21 protein-coding genes are annotated in these 15,107 nt (G+C 49.4%); 18 read left to right on the plus strand and 3 right to left on the minus strand.

Going from position 1 to position 15,107, the window contains the following annotated elements:
- From LBJ25_00625 to argB, 8 genes are all read left to right on the plus strand, one after another.
- Window positions 1-225 (plus strand): type II toxin-antitoxin system VapC family toxin (locus tag LBJ25_00625; protein ID MDR1452468.1); only part of this gene is annotated, 225 nt, incomplete at its 5' end.
- Window positions 226-375: 150 nt separating this feature from the next.
- Window positions 376-633, plus strand: coding sequence for a type II toxin-antitoxin system HicA family toxin (locus tag LBJ25_00630; protein ID MDR1452469.1), 258 nt, complete (start codon window positions 376-378; stop codon window positions 631-633).
- Window positions 626-835 carry a type II toxin-antitoxin system HicB family antitoxin gene (locus tag LBJ25_00635; protein MDR1452470.1) on the plus strand — a complete coding sequence of 70 codons (210 nt, stop codon included), beginning with the start codon at window positions 626-628 and terminating at the stop codon, window positions 833-835. Before LBJ25_00630 ends, LBJ25_00635 begins: the two co-directional genes overlap by 8 nt.
- 59 nt (window positions 836-894) lie before the next feature.
- Window positions 895-1,200, plus strand: coding sequence for an antitoxin (locus LBJ25_00640; GenBank protein ID MDR1452471.1), 306 nt, complete (start codon window positions 895-897; stop codon window positions 1,198-1,200).
- 2 nt (window positions 1,201-1,202) lie between these two features.
- On the plus strand, window positions 1,203-1,400 hold the full coding sequence (locus LBJ25_00645; GenBank protein MDR1452472.1) for a hypothetical protein: 198 nt from the start codon (window positions 1,203-1,205) through the stop codon (window positions 1,398-1,400).
- 4 nt (window positions 1,401-1,404) lie between these two features.
- On the plus strand, window positions 1,405-2,427 hold the full coding sequence (argC, locus tag LBJ25_00650; protein ID MDR1452473.1) for an N-acetyl-gamma-glutamyl-phosphate reductase: 1,023 nt from the start codon (window positions 1,405-1,407) through the stop codon (window positions 2,425-2,427).
- Window positions 2,428-2,557: 130 nt separating this feature from the next.
- Window positions 2,558-3,652, plus strand: a complete 1,095-nt coding sequence (argJ, locus tag LBJ25_00655; protein MDR1452474.1) for a bifunctional glutamate N-acetyltransferase/amino-acid acetyltransferase ArgJ — start codon at window positions 2,558-2,560, stop codon at window positions 3,650-3,652.
- Window positions 3,653-3,769: 117 nt separating this feature from the next.
- Window positions 3,770-4,624 (plus strand): acetylglutamate kinase, encoded by an 855-nt coding sequence (gene argB / locus LBJ25_00660; protein ID MDR1452475.1) that lies wholly within the window; start codon window positions 3,770-3,772, stop codon window positions 4,622-4,624.
- Window positions 4,625-4,628: 4 nt separating this feature from the next.
- Here the strand turns inward: argB and LBJ25_00665 are convergent, their stop codons facing one another.
- Both LBJ25_00665 and LBJ25_00670 read right to left on the minus strand, forming a co-directional pair.
- Complete coding sequence (locus LBJ25_00665) at window positions 4,629-4,829, minus strand: hypothetical protein (GenBank protein MDR1452476.1); 201 nt, start codon at window positions 4,827-4,829, stop codon at window positions 4,629-4,631.
- Window positions 4,822-5,079 (minus strand): hypothetical protein, encoded by a 258-nt coding sequence (locus LBJ25_00670; GenBank protein ID MDR1452477.1) that lies wholly within the window; start codon window positions 5,077-5,079, stop codon window positions 4,822-4,824. The genes LBJ25_00665 and LBJ25_00670 overlap by 8 nt, the downstream gene beginning before the upstream one ends.
- Before the next feature lie 74 nt (window positions 5,080-5,153).
- Here LBJ25_00670 and argF point away from each other — a divergent pair, with 74 nt between their 5' ends.
- Complete coding sequence (gene argF, locus LBJ25_00675) at window positions 5,154-6,053, plus strand: ornithine carbamoyltransferase (GenBank protein ID MDR1452478.1); 900 nt, start codon at window positions 5,154-5,156, stop codon at window positions 6,051-6,053.
- A gap of 132 nt (window positions 6,054-6,185) precedes the next feature.
- A complete protein-coding gene (locus LBJ25_00680; protein ID MDR1452479.1) occupies window positions 6,186-7,394 on the plus strand; it encodes an argininosuccinate synthase in 1,209 nt (402 codons plus the stop codon).
- Here the strand turns inward: LBJ25_00680 and LBJ25_00685 are convergent.
- The gene (locus LBJ25_00685) at window positions 7,360-7,935 is read right to left on the minus strand and encodes a hypothetical protein (protein ID MDR1452480.1); all 576 of its coding nucleotides are present in this window, start codon (window positions 7,933-7,935) and stop codon (window positions 7,360-7,362) included. The genes LBJ25_00680 and LBJ25_00685 overlap by 35 nt on opposite strands.
- 102 nt (window positions 7,936-8,037) lie before the next feature.
- Here LBJ25_00685 and LBJ25_00690 point away from each other — a divergent pair, with 102 nt between their 5' ends.
- From LBJ25_00690 to LBJ25_00725, 8 genes are read left to right on the plus strand one after another with little or no spacing between them, the layout of a single operon-like run.
- Entirely contained in the window at window positions 8,038-9,189 is a 1,152-nt protein-coding gene (locus LBJ25_00690; protein MDR1452481.1) for a DegT/DnrJ/EryC1/StrS family aminotransferase, read from the plus strand.
- Entirely contained in the window at window positions 9,182-11,170 is a 1,989-nt protein-coding gene (locus LBJ25_00695) for a glycosyltransferase (protein ID MDR1452482.1), read from the plus strand. The genes LBJ25_00690 and LBJ25_00695 overlap by 8 nt, the downstream gene beginning before the upstream one ends.
- Window positions 11,160-12,428: a hypothetical protein gene (locus tag LBJ25_00700; protein ID MDR1452483.1), complete on the plus strand. Its 1,269-nt coding sequence runs from the start codon at window positions 11,160-11,162 to the stop codon at window positions 12,426-12,428. The genes LBJ25_00695 and LBJ25_00700 overlap by 11 nt, the downstream gene beginning before the upstream one ends.
- A gap of 27 nt (window positions 12,429-12,455) precedes the next feature.
- Entirely contained in the window at window positions 12,456-12,704 is a 249-nt protein-coding gene (locus LBJ25_00705; GenBank protein MDR1452484.1) for a hypothetical protein, read from the plus strand.
- Window positions 12,701-13,093, plus strand: a complete 393-nt coding sequence (locus LBJ25_00710; GenBank protein MDR1452485.1) for a type II toxin-antitoxin system VapC family toxin — start codon at window positions 12,701-12,703, stop codon at window positions 13,091-13,093. Before LBJ25_00705 ends, LBJ25_00710 begins: the two co-directional genes overlap by 4 nt.
- A 34-nt stretch (window positions 13,094-13,127) precedes the next feature.
- Complete coding sequence (glf, locus tag LBJ25_00715) at window positions 13,128-14,225, plus strand: UDP-galactopyranose mutase (protein MDR1452486.1); 1,098 nt, start codon at window positions 13,128-13,130, stop codon at window positions 14,223-14,225.
- Window positions 14,226-14,255: 30 nt separating this feature from the next.
- Window positions 14,256-14,591 carry a nucleotidyltransferase domain-containing protein gene (locus LBJ25_00720; GenBank protein MDR1452487.1) on the plus strand — a complete coding sequence of 112 codons (336 nt, stop codon included), beginning with the start codon at window positions 14,256-14,258 and terminating at the stop codon, window positions 14,589-14,591.
- Window positions 14,572-14,970 (plus strand): HEPN domain-containing protein, encoded by a 399-nt coding sequence (locus LBJ25_00725; protein MDR1452488.1) that lies wholly within the window; start codon window positions 14,572-14,574, stop codon window positions 14,968-14,970. Before LBJ25_00720 ends, LBJ25_00725 begins: the two co-directional genes overlap by 20 nt.
- Window positions 14,971-15,107: the final 137 nt, after the last annotated feature.

Consider the following 15,107-nt stretch of genomic DNA (forward strand, 5'->3'; position numbering starts at 1 on the left):
GAACTGCCTATAACCAGCGCTCATGCTTTGCTGGTGCGGGATTTGCCGCCTATACACAAAGACCCTTTTGATCGTATCCTGATCGCGCAGGCTAAAGCGGAAGGCCTGCTGTTGCTGACCTCGGACAAAACGCTGACCCGGTACGACGCGCCGATCCTGTATGTTCCTAAAAAACCTCACTCCGGCGGAAAATTTTGGCTGGCAAATCGCCCGGGTTCCGCGTGAGATCCGCGGGAAACGCCGAACGCCTTTTGGCGGGGATTATTCAGCCTGGATTGACATTGTCTATACATTAGCGTAAAATGGGGTTTGTTATGGAGATCGTCTGGGACGAGAAAAAAAACAAACCGCTGTACATATGATATAATTTGATATGTGAGTAAATATGAAAAACTAGTGCAGAAGCTTTTGTCTGGCAGGCATGATAGTGCGTTTAGTTTTAGCGATATTACCAAACTATTGTTGACGCTGGGTTTCTCGGAGCGGATAAAGGGCAGTCATCATATTTACTATCATAGAGATATTGCGGAAATATTAAATATTCAGCCGAGAGGTTCGCAAGCCAAGCCGTATCAGGTTAAACAAGTGCGAGATATTGTGGTAAAATATAGGTTAGAGGCGCCAAATGAATAAATATGAAATTATAGTTTATTGGAGCGAAGCGGACAGCGCGTATATCGCTGAAGTTCCAGAATTGGCTGGTTGCATGGCAGACGGACAGACCTATAACGAAGCGGTACAAAGCGCTGACGCGGCAATTTTTGACTGGATCGAAACAGCGTCTTTTTTAGGCCGTACTATCCCCGCGCCTAAAGGCAAACTGCTGTACGCTTAAGGATCTGCCCGTCCCTGGGTGTTATCCGTTTTCAATAAATTATACGGAGAAAAATAAAAGTGAAAAGAAAAAAAACAGTGTTCAAACTTGATCCTTATGAACAGAGCATCGAAGATCGGATCGAGACTTTTGTTCCGGCGTCGGCTGAGACCAGAGCGAGATTTGCTGAGGTCATTGAGCGTGCCCGAAAAAGCCGCAATGTCAATCTGCGTTTCAACGGCAGTGATCTGGGTAAAGTGAAGCAAAAAGCCGGTGAGTGCGGTTTGCCGTATCAGACTTTTATCACAATGGTTTTGCATAAATATGTTACCGATCAATTCATTGACCGTCACGAGGCGCATAAGGTCTGGCAGGCGAAATCCTGAGTATGTCCGCGGAAAACACCGAACGCCTTTTGGCCGAATTGGCCGCCGCGCAATTTGCGCCGCCGGAGCGTTCTTTCGCCGAACGCAAGGCTGAGCTGTATCCTAGATTTAAGAATTTTGCTAAGATTACCAGACAGTATATTGACGACCCGCAAATTTTGGCGGAGCTGGAAGCGCTAAGAAAAAAACTGCAAGAGTAATTATATGAGCGGCAAAATAAAAATAGGCATTATCGGCGCGACGGGTTACACCGGCGCGGAGTTGCTCCGCCTTTTGCTCGACCACCCCGCGGTGGAAATAAAATACCTGACCACCACTTCGGCGGCCGGGCAGGATATCAACGCAATATATCCTTTTTTGCGCCCGCGTTTTTCCCAAAAACTGGCCGAGTATAAATTGTCCGCGGCGCGGAAACTCGACGCGGTTTTTATCTGCCTGCCGCATGGCCGATCTATGGATATCGCGCCGGAGCTGGTGAACGCTGGCGTGAAAGTCATCGATCTTGGCGCGGATTTTCGTTTTCGGGATATTGCCGTTTATGAAAAAACCTACCAAAAACACACCGCGCCGAAAATGAACGCGCGGGCTGTTTACGGTCTGCCGGAATACAATCGCGCGCGGCTCAAAAAAGCCCAGCTGGTCGCCAATCCGGGCTGTTATGTCACAGCGGCGACTTTGGCTTTAAAACCGATAGTCGAAGGCCTGCCTTTTGTCGAGGGGTCTATCATTATCGATGCCAAATCCGGAGCTTCCGGAGCGGGACGCGCTCTGCGGCAGGACACCCATTTTTTGGAAGTCTATACAAATTTTTCGACTTACAAACTTGGCGCGCATCGTCATCAGCCGGAAATAGAGCAGAATTTAGGGGGCGCTCCAGTGGTTTTTTCACCGCATCTTTTACCGGTCAATCGCGGTATTTTGGCAACAATTTATGTGAAGTTGAGCAAAAAAACAAACACGGACGATGTATTGTCCGTATTGCAAAAACGGTACCAAAATGAGCCTTTTGTGCGCGTTGTGGAAAACCCGCCGACTTTGAAAGACGTTGTGGGGAGCAATTACTGTCTGATCTCTCCAACGGTTGTCGGGGACGGCAGTCAGCTGATTTTGGTGTCTGTTCTGGATAATCTGGTCAAAGGCGCGTCTGGTCAAGCCGTGCAGAATATGAATATAATGTGCGGACTGCCGGAAACCACGGGTTTGGAAAGGCTTGCTTTAAATCCGTAAGTTTAACGTAGATGAAGAATGTATGGCGTGAGAAATAACTTTGCCTGAAGCGGCCGTAACCTTCATGACTATGTCGTGGCCGCGCGGGTAAAGTATTTCTCACGCTAAAATATACAAAAAGGAGTAAAAAATGTTGCCGAAAGGTTTTCAATATGCCGGGGTACATGCTGGTCTGAAAGACGGCGCTAAAAAGGACATGGGGCTGATCGTTTCCGAGAAAAAGGCGGTTTGCGCCGGCGTCACCACGACCAATCTGGCCTGCGCCGCCTGCGTCAAGCGCGGCCGCAAAATACTGCGCCGCGGCTCCGCCAAAGCGATTATCGTGAACACCAAATACGCCAATGCCTGCACCGGCAAACAGGGCGATAAAGATGACGCCGAGTATGCCAAAATTGCGGAAAAACTTTTCGGCGGGCCGGTCTTGACCGCTTCGACCGGCGTGATCGGCCAGAATTTGCCTATGGATAAAATAAAAAAAGGCGCGGAACTGCTCCAAAAAAACCTGAAGCACGATTACGACGATTTCGCCGAGGCGATTTTGACCACAGACCTTGTCGTAAAAAAAATATCCAAGACCGTGCAGCTTCTGGGCCGCGATGTGACGATCTGCGGCGTGGCCAAAGGTTCCGGCATGATCCACCCTAATATGGCCACGATGCTGGCTTTTATTACCACTGACGCTTCGCTAAGTCACAGCCTTTTACAGAGAATTATTCGTGAAGTTACCGCTATTTCTTTTAATCAGGTGACTGTCGATGGCGATACCAGCACCAATGATATGTGCCTTTGCCTGGCCAACGGTATGTCCGGCGCGCGTATTGACCGCCAGACTTTGCCTATTTTTCAGGCGGCGTTGACCGAAGTCCTCATTTATCTGGCCAAAGCGATAGCCGCGGACGGCGAGGGCGCGACCAAGCTCATCGAGGTCAACGTGACCGGCGCGCGCGCGCTCAAAGAAGCGCGGCTGGCCGCCAAAGCGGTGGCTGGTTCGCCGCTGGTCAAATGCGCGGTGTACGGCGGCGACGACAATTGGGGCAGGGTGATCGCGGCGGTCGGCCGCAGCGGGGCAAGATTTGACCCCGAAAAAGTCAGAATGAAATGGGACGGTCTGCAAAGCAAGACTGTGACCATCAATATCGACCTCGCCAACGGCCGCGAATCCGCGCAGGCTTGGGGCTGCGATCTGACCGAGGGGTACGTTAAGATAAATACAAAGTATAATTAGTTTAGATTGTATGGCGTGACTTTGCCTGAAGCGGCCGTAACCTGCATAATTTCGTTGTGGCCGCGCAGGTAGAGGTATTTTTCGCGCCGCAGAAGTTTCATGTTATAATTCAGTCCTATGCGGAAGTTTCAGGACAAAGTCGAGGTTATTTTAGACGCGCTGCCGTATATACGCAAATTTCAGGGCGCGATAGTCGTCATCAAATACGGCGGCTCCGCGATGGTCGACCCGCGCCTCAAGCGCGAAGTGGCGCGCGATATCGCGCTGCTGAATTATATTGGCATGAAACCGGTCGTGGTGCACGGCGGCGGCAAGGAGATCAATAGCTGGCTGGATAAAATTGGCAAAAAGCCTGAGTTTGCGCCCAACGGCCTGCGCGTAACGGACGGAGAGACTATGGAAATTGCCGAAATGGTTTTGGGGCGCGTCGGCAAGGAAATTGTCGAGCTGCTGCACCGCGAAGGCGAGACCAAAGCCGTGTCTCTGTCCGGCAAAGACGCCGGGCTTTTCGTTGCCGAAAAACTGGAGTCAGAGTACGATCTCGGTTTTGTCGGCGAGATCAAGACCGTCAACGCCGAAATAGTGCGCGATTTGCAGGAAAAAGATTTTATTCCCGTCATTTCGTCTGTGGCCATGAGCCGGACGGGGGAAACCTACAATATCAATGCCGATCTGGCCGCCTGCAAGATCGCCAAAGAGCTGGCGGCTGTGAAGCTGTATCTGATGACCGATGTGGACGGTGTGCTGGATAATAACAAAAAGCTGATCCAGCGCCTCAATAAGAAAAAAGCCGAAGAATTGCTCGAGAGTAAAATAATCTCCGGCGGTATGATACCCAAGATCCGGAGCGCGCTGGATGTTTTGAGCGCCGGCGTAAGATCGGTGCACATTATCAATGGCACGGTCGAACATTCGCTCCTGCTGGAAACTCTGACCAGCGAGGGTATCGGGACAATGGTGACGCTGGATTAAAGTATTATTCCGAGGCGATTTTTTCTAGTTTAGAACGTAATTTTTGGCTTGTTATCCTTATTGGTTTTATTTTACCGTGTGGGTTTTTTATAGGCCGGTACGCTCCTTTTTTCAGCGCCGAATAAACATCTAACACCATTTTTTCGACAAGTTTTTCCGTTAACGGAGTGCCGTCATCAAGCTTCTCAAATGTTTTCTCAATCATTTTGCAGCTCCTTTAATATTTTGATGACCTTTTTCGTTGCTTTCATAGCATGTATTACAATTTCTTCCCCATGGCTTTTTAAAACAGTAATCACCTCAAGTGTTCGCAAAGACCGATCAAACCCAATATAAAGCAATTTCTGCGGATTTTCCGCGATTTCAATTACTTCAATAGCATGCTCAATGACATAGATTATGTCTTTTTCGTGAATACCATGCTTTTTAGCTGAATCAAGTATTTTAACAGCCATTGCACATTATTATAACATATTTTGCTTCCGCTTCTAAAAATTTTCAGGCAAATAGTGTATACTAATTCAAAAATATGGTAAAAAAAGACTTTATATCCATAACCGACCATGACGCTAAAACGATCAATCATCTGATCCGCCAGGCCTATAATCTCAAAGCGCAGGCGCGCGCTGGCAAAAAGCACGAGTTGCTGCAGGGCGAATCGCTGGCGATGATCTTTGATAAACCTTCGACGCGGACACGCGTGTCTTTTGATGTGGCGATGTATGAGCTGGGCGGTCACGCGATCAATATCACGGCTGGCGAGTGCGGTCTCGGCACGCGCGAGTCGGTGCCGGATGTGGCGCGGACTTTGAGCCGCTTCTGCGACGCGCTCATGGTGCGTACTTTTGGCCATGATATCGCGCTGGGGCTGGCCGAACATGCCAGCGTGCCGGTCATTAACGGTCTGACCGATCTGATGCATCCCTGCCAGGCGATGGCGGACGCGCTGACTATGTACGAAATTACCGGCGACCTTAAGGGAGTGCGTTTGACCTATATTGGCGACGCTAATAATGTGACGAATTCGCTGCTCCATCTGGCCGAAAAAACCGGCATTGAGCTGACGGTCTGCACGCCCAAAAATTACGCGCCGGATAAAAAAATGGCCGCGGAGAATAAAGTGTTCCTGACCAATGACCCCGCCGCCGCGGTGAAAAAAGCGGATTTTATTTATACGGATGTTTGGGCCAGCATGGGGCAGGAAAAACTGGCCGCGCAAAAAAACAAAGCATTCCGGGATTATCAGGTCAATAGCCAGCTTCTCAAAAAAGCGCCGAAAAAGGTTAAAATAATGCACTGCCTGCCGGCGCACCGCGGTCTGGAGATCACGGACGAGGTGATCGACGATCCGGAAAAATCAATAGTTTTTGAGCAGGCCGAAAACCGTCTGCACGCGCAGAAAGCGATTTTGGTGTATTTGTTGAAATAAATTTTGGTGTTTTGATGTTTCGCTTGGCGAAACACCCCACCCGCTCCAGCTAACGCTGTCGCGCCCTCCCCTTATCAAGGGGAGGGTTGGGGCGGGGTAAAAACAAGGCGAGATTTTTTAAGGAGAATAAAAATGGTAAAAAAAGTGGTGCTGGCGTATTCCGGCGGTCTGGATACATCGATTATGATCCATTGGCTTAAAAACAATTACGGCTGCGAGGTCGTCGCTTATGCCGCGGATGTGGGGCAGGGTTTGCGCGAACTGGACGATCTGGAACAGCGCGCTAAAGCCGCCGGCGCCAGCAAGGTGTACGTTCTGGATCTGCGTCAGGAGTTTGTCGAGGAATACATCTGGCCAACGCTCAAAGCCGGCGCCGTGTACGAAAGCAGGTATTTGCTGGGCACCTCTTTTGCCCGGCCGGTTATTGCCAAACATCAGGTGGCTATTGCGGAAAAAGAAAACGCGGACGCCGTGGCGCACGGAGCCACCGGCAAAGGCAATGATCAGGTGCGTTTTGAGCTGACTTTCCTGGCGCTCAACCCTGATCTGCAGATAATTGCCCCGTGGCGTGATCCCAAATGGACTATCAACTCCCGCGAGGAGGCGATCGAGTACGCGGAGAAGCACAATATTCCGCTTAAAATCACGAAAAAACGCATATATTCAGAGGATGCTAACATCTGGCATATCTCGCACGAAGGCGCGGAACTGGAAGACCCGTGGCAGGAACCGGCGGACATAGTTTTCAGTATTTCCAATACTTTAGAGAAAGCGCCGGACAAAGCCGAGTATATAGAACTGGAATTTGCGCAAGGCGCGCCAGTCGCCCTGAACGGCCAGAAGCTGCCGGCGGTTGAGCTGCTTTTGAAGCTGAACGAGATCGGCGGCAAACACGCTATCGGGCAGATCGACATCGTGGAAAACCGGCTGATCGGCATGAAATCGCGTGGTGTTTATGAAACGCCGGGCGGTTCTATTCTGTACGCGGCGCATGACGATCTGGAGCAGCTTGTTTTGGATAAAGAAACCTATCATCTCAAACAGCATTTGGCGCATAAGTACGCCGAGCTGGTTTACAATGGCCAGTGGTTCACACCGGCGCGCGCGGCGCTGGACGCTTTTGTGCACAAGACGCAGGAAAAAATGGACGGCACGGCGCGTTTAAAATTGTACAAGGGCAATATTGCGTCGGCGGGAGTTAAGTCGCCGTATTCGCTGTATCTGGAAAATCTGGCGTCTTTTACGAATTCTGACCTCTATGATCAAAAAGACGCGGCCGGTTTTATCCGCTGTTTTGGCCTGCCGCTCAAAGCGGCGAAGCTGAATGAACGCTCTCATTAAGCGCCCTGAGCAGTGTGTTGAAGTCGTTGCCATAAAGTTTAAAGAGTTCCTCCACTGGCTGAGAGTATGGCAGAGCTAGATACGGCAGCAGGCAATATAGCTCGCAAAGCAAAATATAGTTGGCTATGTCGCCGTCGGATCTGATCTCCAGCGCCGTGGGGGCAATATACGCAACGATCAACGGGCTGATGTTTTGTTTGGCTAAAGCCAAAGAAATATCCCGGATCATGGTAAAAACGCTGAGCTGGGTGGAAAAATCGAAATTAAATTTCTTGATTTCTGCTGTAATGGCTGGATCGCCGTCCGGCGTATCCGTCTGCACGAACTGCTCCACTAAGAAATTGACATAATCAGCCACCGTGTGTTCCTGAAATATTTCCAGATCCTGCGGCAGATTTTTCAAATGGAAGCTGTAAGTTGCCACAGTTTCCTGCGCCGCTCGATAATTTTTAGCGTTTTGGCGGCAAACCCAGCTTTCAGGGGGCAGGGTCAAATTTTTCAGTTCACCGAATCGAAAGCTGATCTGTTTATGTAACATCATATTTATATATCGCAAGCCGCGGCCGTTTGTTGCAAAATTTTCCCCCGGCGAAAGATTTTAATAAATACCTTAACTAATATATAATAAAGACAAAGGAATTTTATGTCTAGAGACAAATTTTTAGTTTTTGGCAGTCCGCGTCTGGAGGAAGACGATATTCAGGCGGTGACCGCTGTTTTGCGTTCCGGCTGGCTGGGCACGGGGCCGAAAGTCAAGCAGTTTGAGGAGGATTTTAAAAATTATCGGGGCGCCAAATACGCTATGGCGCTCAATTCCTGCACGGCCGGGCTGCATTTGTCCATGGTGGCGCTGGGCATTCAGCCGGGCGACGAGGTCATTACCACGCCGCTGACTTTTTGCGCCACGGCCAACGCGGTGATCCACGCCGGCGGCCGGCCGGTTTTTGTGGATATTGACAGGGAGACGCTCAATATCGACGCGGACAAAATCGAGGCCGCTATTACGCCGCGCACCAAAGCCTTGCTGCCGGTGCATTTTGCCGGACGCCCCTGCGACATGACTAAAATAACGGCCATCGCCCAAAAACACAATTTGCGCCTTGTGGAAGACTGCGCCCATGCTATCGAGACAGAATACCGCGGCCGACCAGCCGGCACATTCGGCGATCTGGGCTGCTTTTCTTTTTACGTGACTAAAAATGTGGTGACTGGCGAAGGCGGCATGGTCATTACCGATAATGAGGAGTACGCCGACAAAATTAAAATGTACGGACTGCACGGCATGTCGCGCGATGCCTGGAAACGTTTTTCTGACAAGGGCTTCAAGCATTATCAGGTGCTTTTCCCGGGCTTCAAATACAATATGATGGATCTGCAGGCCGCGCTGGGTCTGCAGCAGCTTAAAAAAGTGGAAAAATTTTATCAGCGGCGGCTGGAGATCTGGCAAGAATACAATGCGCGCCTGAAAAAACTGCCACTGATCCTGCCCGCCGCTTTTGAGCCGCAGACCAAACACGCTTTGCATTTGTACACCGTGCTGCTGGATACGGACAGGGCCGCTCTGACCCGCGATGAATTATTGAACGCTTTGACCCAGGAAAATATCGGCGCGGGCGTGCATTACACCGCGCTGCATCTGCATCCGTATTACCGCGCGGCTTTCGGTTACAAAGACGGCGATTTTCCTGATGCCGAATATGTGTCCGGGCGGATCTTGAGCTTGCCGCTTTCCGCCAAATTGACGCCGCGGGATGTCGACGATGTGGTCGAGGCGCTGGAGAAAATCCTTGGTTAAAATTTCTGTTATTATTCCGACCTACAATCGGCTGGACTGCCTACGGGAAACGCTGGCTTCGTTGCAGAAACAGACTTTTACGGATTTTGAGGTTATTGTTTCCGACGATGGTAGCGCTGACCGGACGCGCTCTCTGGCCAAACAAAAATTTCCGTTCGCTTTCAAACTGATCTCTCAGCCAAATCTTGGCCGCGCCGCCGCCCGCAATCACGGCTTTAGCGTGGCGCAGGGCGAGATAATCGTATTTATCGATGACCACATTATTCTGGACAAAGATTTTTTAAAAGAGCATTTCAGCACGCATCAGCGTTGGGCCAAAAAAGGCGTCGGAGTAGTGCGCGGCCGGGTAGAGTATATAAAAGCCGCCAGCGACGTCCCGAAAAAACCGCCTCGTTTCACGAAAAAAATCAATAAATTCAACGAAAACTCACCATTTGTCAACTTCATTACCAATAACCTTTCGGTCACGCGGGATGTCCTAGAATTGACCGGCGGCTTCGATCCAGATTTCAAAGAATACGGTTTTCAGGATCAGGAGCTGGGTTTTCGGGCGCGGCAGAGAGGTTTTAAATTTAAGGTCAACCCAAAAGCGCTGGGATATATTTTCAAAGCGGACGGCGAGGACACGCCGGAGATTTTAGAAAAGCGTTTGGACAAATTCCGGCAGGCCGGCCGTTCCGCCGTGCTGCTGTCGCGTAAACATTATTGGGCTGGCTTGTGCGTCGGTGTGAATTTGTTTAATGTTTTTTTGAACGCGCTCCTCTCGTTAAACGCGGATTGGTTCCTGCGTTTTTGCCGCGCTCAGCAGGCGCAGACCAGCGATGAAAAAAGCTGGCGGTTTTGGCGCGCCAAAATGCGCTGGGCTATGTTTCTCAAAGGCCTGCGCGAAGGCTTTGACCGCTATCCGCCGGATAAATACCAGCCGCGCAGCGGCCCCAATGTCGTGATGCTGGTGTCGCATCAGTCTGATCTTTCCGGCGCGCCGATCTCGCTGGCGATACTGGCCAATCGTTTGCGCGCCAAAGGGTATTTTCCGGTGCTGGTCCTGCCGCAGTCCGGGCCGCTCGAACAGAAGATCGACCAGTCTGGCGTGAAAGTCCTGAATCTGCATAAATATTTTAAAGCGCTGAAACTCTATATATACATGGCGCGTTTTCGTCCGGCGATCATTCACGCCAATACTTTTTTGACCGAATACGCGCTGGATATTGCCCAAAAATTCGGCATTAAAACCATAATGCATGTGCGTGAGGATCTAAGCGGTTTTCCCGCGCTGGCCAAAAGGCTTCTGCGCAAAGCGCGGCGGTTGATCTTGATCTCGCACAGCATGGTGCGTTATTTTGACAGTGAGCCGACGCGGCTGGATGTGGTTTATAACGCGATCGAGGAGCTGCCGCGGAACGAACCGGCGGCGGAAACTCCCTACAATCTGCTTTATGCGGGCTCGATCGAAAAACGCAAAGGCTTGTGGGATCTGGCGCGCGCTTTGGAGATTGTGCGCCGCCAAAATCCCCAGGCGACTTTGACTGTTTTGGGGCGGGCTTTGCCGTCCGAACGCCCGTACTTTTGGAAGATCCGCCGTTTTTTGAAACAGCACGGTCTGCTGACGGCGGTGAGTTTTGCTGGCGTGGTCAATAATATCGCTCATTATTTGGACAAAGCTTCGCTGGTCGTTGTGCCGTCGCATCAGGAGCCTTTTGGCCGCGTGGTCATCGAAGCCATGTCCCGCAAAAAATTGGTGGTGGCTACAGCGGTTGGCGGCATACCGGAGATCATCGAGCAGTACCGCGATGGATTCATGGTCGAGCCGGGGCAGCCGGAGCAGCTTGCCAAAATGATCCTGTATGTGTGGGGCAGGACTGCCGAGCAAAAGGCGCAAATCAAAGAAAAAGCTTATCAGACTGTCGCGGAGCGTTTTTTGCCGGACGGTTATGTCGAGAATATTACGGCGTGTTACCGAAAATTGCAGAATGATGAATAAGCTGGCCAGACCGGAAACAATAAAAAGAGCTTTGTTCACCACTTCGGCTTTGAATTTTGCGGCGCGCTGCGCTGGTTATTTAAAAAATATTGCCATTGCCGCGCTCCTTGGTTTTAATTATCAGACGGACGCCTATTTTTTCGCGGCCGGTATTATCGGCATCTTCGCTATTTTTTCCGGCACGGTTTATTCGGTGGGTATTCCGTGGCTGACCAAAGCCGGACAAAAAAATAAGCGGACTTTTGCCAGGTCTGCGGCGCAGCTTTTAGGTTTCAATCTGCTGGTCTGCGCCGCGACAACCTTGCTCGCGGCAATTGTTTTGCCGCTTGTTTCCATATCGTTTTTACGTGAAGCTAGGCCTATTTTTTCGGCGGTTTTATGGATCTTATTCCCGCTCATCATCTTGAATTTTTTATATTCCTACTTTAGCACAGTCCTGCGTTCGCAAAGATTGTTCACTATTCAAACGGTTACTGATTTTCTGAATTCGATGTCTCAATTTGCGCTGATCACGGCCGGACTACTTATGTATAAGACGGTTTGGGTCTTGCCGTGGGCGTTGCTGATCTCTTTAACTTTAGCCGTGCTCTGGCAGCTGGTCTTTGTTTTTCGTTATCTGCGGCCGGATTTCCGGCTGGACAAACAATTTAAAAATTTACTGGGGCAATTTTTAATTTTTGCCACGCTGGGTGGCGCCGCTTCTTTGTATGCGGTGATAGATAAAGCTTTCGCTTCTTATCTGCCGGAAAAAGCGATCAGCGCGCTGGTCTACGGCGCTTTGATCAGCCAATTGCCGCAGGGTATAATCAACTTAAACAGCATGTTTTTTACCGCCATTTCCGAAAAAACCAACTGGCAGACCTTGAGTAAATTTGTCTGGATCGCTCTGGCGATCAGCGTGCCGTATGCCGCGATCCTGTTTGCGATACCGGATATTTTAGTCAAATTGATCCTGGGCTACGGGCTTTTCGGCGGGGCAGATCTGGCCTACACGGCGACGGCGGTGCGTTATTACGCGCTGGCCCTGCCGGCTTTTTACCTGAATAGTTTTTTGAATAATGTTCTGGTGGTGAGAAAAATCTTTGGCGGTTTGCTGGCGCTTTCCCTGTCCAATATTATTTTAAATGTCGTAGCCAATTACATCTTTTTGTTCCAGTTCAAAATGGGCCTGGCCGGACTGGTACTGGCGACAGCGCTCGTGGCTTATATCAGTCTGGCGGCGCAATGGCTGCTGACAATTAAGAAAGCGCGGCTGTGATATAATGAATTAAAAAAGAGGCGCTTTATGTATGCTGTAAAAGGTGTTTATGATGGAATTAATTTTAAATTAAGCGAGCCGGCTCCTGTGCAGGAGGAGTATGAAGTGGTTATTACTTTTACTGCGCCGCTGAAAAAAAAGACCTTGAAAAAACCAGTCAAAGACCAGAGGGGGATTTTAAAGTATTTCGGCACCTGGGATAAAGAAACAGTGAGGTGTGTGCTGGATATAATGAAAGAACGGAAAAATTTCTCTTTAGGCAGACCAGAACCATGATTTTTCTAGACACGAATACTGTTTCTTATCTTTTTGATGGCGATACTAAAATCAAGAGAAAGTTAACAGAAGCTATTGGCAGCGGCGCGCAGATTTGTTTGACTGCTATTAATGTTTATGAAGTATTAAAAGGTTTAAAATATAGGAAAAACAAAAGGATTGAAGCGGAGTTTGAGAATTTCTTGTGCACAACAACTGTAATTCCTTTTGATGAAGATGCGGTAGTGTTTGCCGCGGACATTTACGCGGATTTACGCAAACGAGGCATTACTATCGGCGATGCGGATATTTTAATTGCTGCTATTGTGATCAGCAATAACGGAACACTTGTTTCGCGCAATTTAAAGCATTACCAGTATATTAAAAACTTAAATTTATTGGATTGGTAAATAGGTAAATAATTGTAGTATCTGGGGGGATTTCGTGGGGAAACAATACGACTATCTGATCGTCGGTGCGGGGCTTTTTGGCGCGGTCTTTGCTTTTCGCGCCAGACAGGCCGGCAAAAAAGTTTTGGCTATCGACAAACGCCCGCGGCTTGGCGGGAATATTTACTGTGAAAATATTGCCGGTGTCAATGTTCACAAGTATGGCCCGCATATTTTTCATACCAGCAATAAAACGGTCTGGGATTTTGTGACCGCGCTGGTCGAGTTTAATAATTTTATCAATATGCCGCTGGCCAATTACCGCGGCAAACTGTACAACCTGCCTTTTAACATGAATACTTTTTACGCTCTATGGGGCGTGACTACGCCGCAGGAAGCCCGGCGGAAAATCGCAGCACAGCGTTTGGCGGCCGGTATTGCCGAACCGCAAAATTTGGAGGAACAGGCCATCGCGCTGGTCGGACAGGATCTTTACGAGATTTTGATCAAAGGCTATACCGAAAAACAATGGGGACGCCCGTGCGCGGAACTGCCGACTTTTATTATCAAACGCCTGCCGGTGCGTTTTACTTTTGACAATAATTATTTCAATGACCGCTATCAGGGCATTCCGGTCGGCGGGTACAATAAGTTGAGCGAAAGTTTATGGCAGGGTGTGGAAACGAAAACCAGCTGTGATTTTTTTACTGACCGGCCTTACTGGGAAAGTCTGGCGGACAAGATCGTCTACACCGGAGAAATAGACAGATACTACGATCATCAATTCGGCAGATTGGAATACCGCTCGCTGCGCTGGGAAACAGAGACGCTGGACTGCGCCAATTATCAGGGCAGCGCGCTCGTTAATTATACCGACGCCGCCGTGCCCTACACGCGGATAATTGAACACAAGCATTTTGAATCCGGCGCGCAGCCGCAGACCGTGATCAGTAAAGAATATCCGGTGGAATGGCAGGAAGGCGCCGAGCCTTTTTATCCGATCAACGATGCCAAAAACACCGCGCTTTACAACAAATACGCCGAACTGGCGCAAAAAGAAAAGAACGTGATTTTCGGCGGGCGTCTGGCGGAGTACAAATATTATGATATGGATAAGGTGATCGAAAGGGCGCTGGAGAGCGGTGTGGTATAATATTTTTAGAAAGCCAAGGGAGAAATTCTAATGCCGGAGCAGTTAAAGGACGAGTTAAATGCAATTGTTAAAATATTTTCGGACAGCGAGCTGGTCTCTAAAGTGTTTCTTTTTGGCTCATTGGCGCGCGGAGAAGCAACGCCGGACAGCGATATTGACTTATGCGCTTTAACCATAAAATCCGACCAGCGTCCGCTGGATATTGCCATCGAATTGCGCAAAAAATTATACAGCGTGCAGAAGCGTCCGCTGGATTTATTGGCTTTTGAACAAACGCGTTTTGAAAAAGACGCGGAGCGCGCCACTTCTTTTGCCCATTTGATCAAAAACGAAGGAGTGGTTCTGTATGAGCAATCTGGATATTAGTGAGTGGATCCGTTTTGCCCAAACTGATTATGATACAGCCAAAAAAATGTATGATTTGTTTAAACCTATTCCGCGAGAGATCGCTTGTTTCCTTTGCCAGCAGAGTATTGAGAAAATATTAAAAGCCTATATTTTAGCGCGCGGCGGAACATTGATTAAAATGCATGATCTGTACGCTTTGTTAAAGCAATGCGCTGAACATAAAGAGGAATTTGAAAAATATCGAGACACTTGCGCGGAACTTACCACCTATGCGGTGTTTATCCGTTACCCGTCGTTTGACACGCTGACCGAACTTGATTTGCGGCAAGCGCTGTCCAACGCGCAAAAGGTTTTAAGTTTTACAAAAACACAATTAGGAGAGCTGGGTTATACTTAGCACTCGAGCAGGCGCTGGAGGCGGCAAAATGTCTGATAACAAAATAAAAATTCTGGTTTGCACGCACAAGCAGGCTGAGTTTCCGCCGGACGATATTTTCCTACCCATTCATTGCGGCAAAGCCTTGTGTGGGGGGG

The organism is Candidatus Margulisiibacteriota bacterium, from assembly GCA_031268855.1.
Classification (GTDB): domain Bacteria; phylum Margulisbacteria; class Termititenacia; order Termititenacales; family Termititenacaceae; genus Termititenax.

Bases quoted from the DNA above. Each gene is read 5' to 3' on its own strand.
- LBJ25_00685 (MDR1452480.1), bottom strand. From the start codon at position 7,935: ATGATGTTACATAAACAGATCAGCTTTCGATTCGGTGAACTGAAAAAT.
- LBJ25_00670 (MDR1452477.1), bottom strand. From the start codon at position 5,079: ATGGCTGTTAAAATACTTGATTCAGCTAAAAAGCATGGTATTCACGAA.
- LBJ25_00680 (MDR1452479.1), top strand. From the start codon at position 6,186: ATGGTAAAAAAAGTGGTGCTGGCGTATTCCGGCGGTCTGGATACATCG.
- LBJ25_00635 (MDR1452470.1), top strand. From the start codon at position 626: ATGAATAAATATGAAATTATAGTTTATTGGAGCGAAGCGGACAGCGCG.
- LBJ25_00690 (MDR1452481.1), top strand. From the start codon at position 8,038: ATGTCTAGAGACAAATTTTTAGTTTTTGGCAGTCCGCGTCTGGAGGAA.
- argJ (MDR1452474.1), top strand. From the start codon at position 2,558: ATGTTGCCGAAAGGTTTTCAATATGCCGGGGTACATGCTGGTCTGAAA.
- argF (MDR1452478.1), top strand. From the start codon at position 5,154: ATGGTAAAAAAAGACTTTATATCCATAACCGACCATGACGCTAAAACG.
- LBJ25_00705 (MDR1452484.1), top strand. From the start codon at position 12,456: ATGTATGCTGTAAAAGGTGTTTATGATGGAATTAATTTTAAATTAAGC.
- LBJ25_00700 (MDR1452483.1), top strand. From the start codon at position 11,160: ATGATGAATAAGCTGGCCAGACCGGAAACAATAAAAAGAGCTTTGTTC.
- LBJ25_00645 (MDR1452472.1), top strand. From the start codon at position 1,203: ATGTCCGCGGAAAACACCGAACGCCTTTTGGCCGAATTGGCCGCCGCG.
- LBJ25_00720 (MDR1452487.1), top strand. From the start codon at position 14,256: ATGCCGGAGCAGTTAAAGGACGAGTTAAATGCAATTGTTAAAATATTT.
- LBJ25_00665 (MDR1452476.1), bottom strand. From the start codon at position 4,829: ATGATTGAGAAAACATTTGAGAAGCTTGATGACGGCACTCCGTTAACG.
- LBJ25_00710 (MDR1452485.1), top strand. From the start codon at position 12,701: ATGATTTTTCTAGACACGAATACTGTTTCTTATCTTTTTGATGGCGAT.
- LBJ25_00725 (MDR1452488.1), top strand. From the start codon at position 14,572: ATGAGCAATCTGGATATTAGTGAGTGGATCCGTTTTGCCCAAACTGAT.
- argC (MDR1452473.1), top strand. From the start codon at position 1,405: ATGAGCGGCAAAATAAAAATAGGCATTATCGGCGCGACGGGTTACACC.
- argB (MDR1452475.1), top strand. From the start codon at position 3,770: ATGCGGAAGTTTCAGGACAAAGTCGAGGTTATTTTAGACGCGCTGCCG.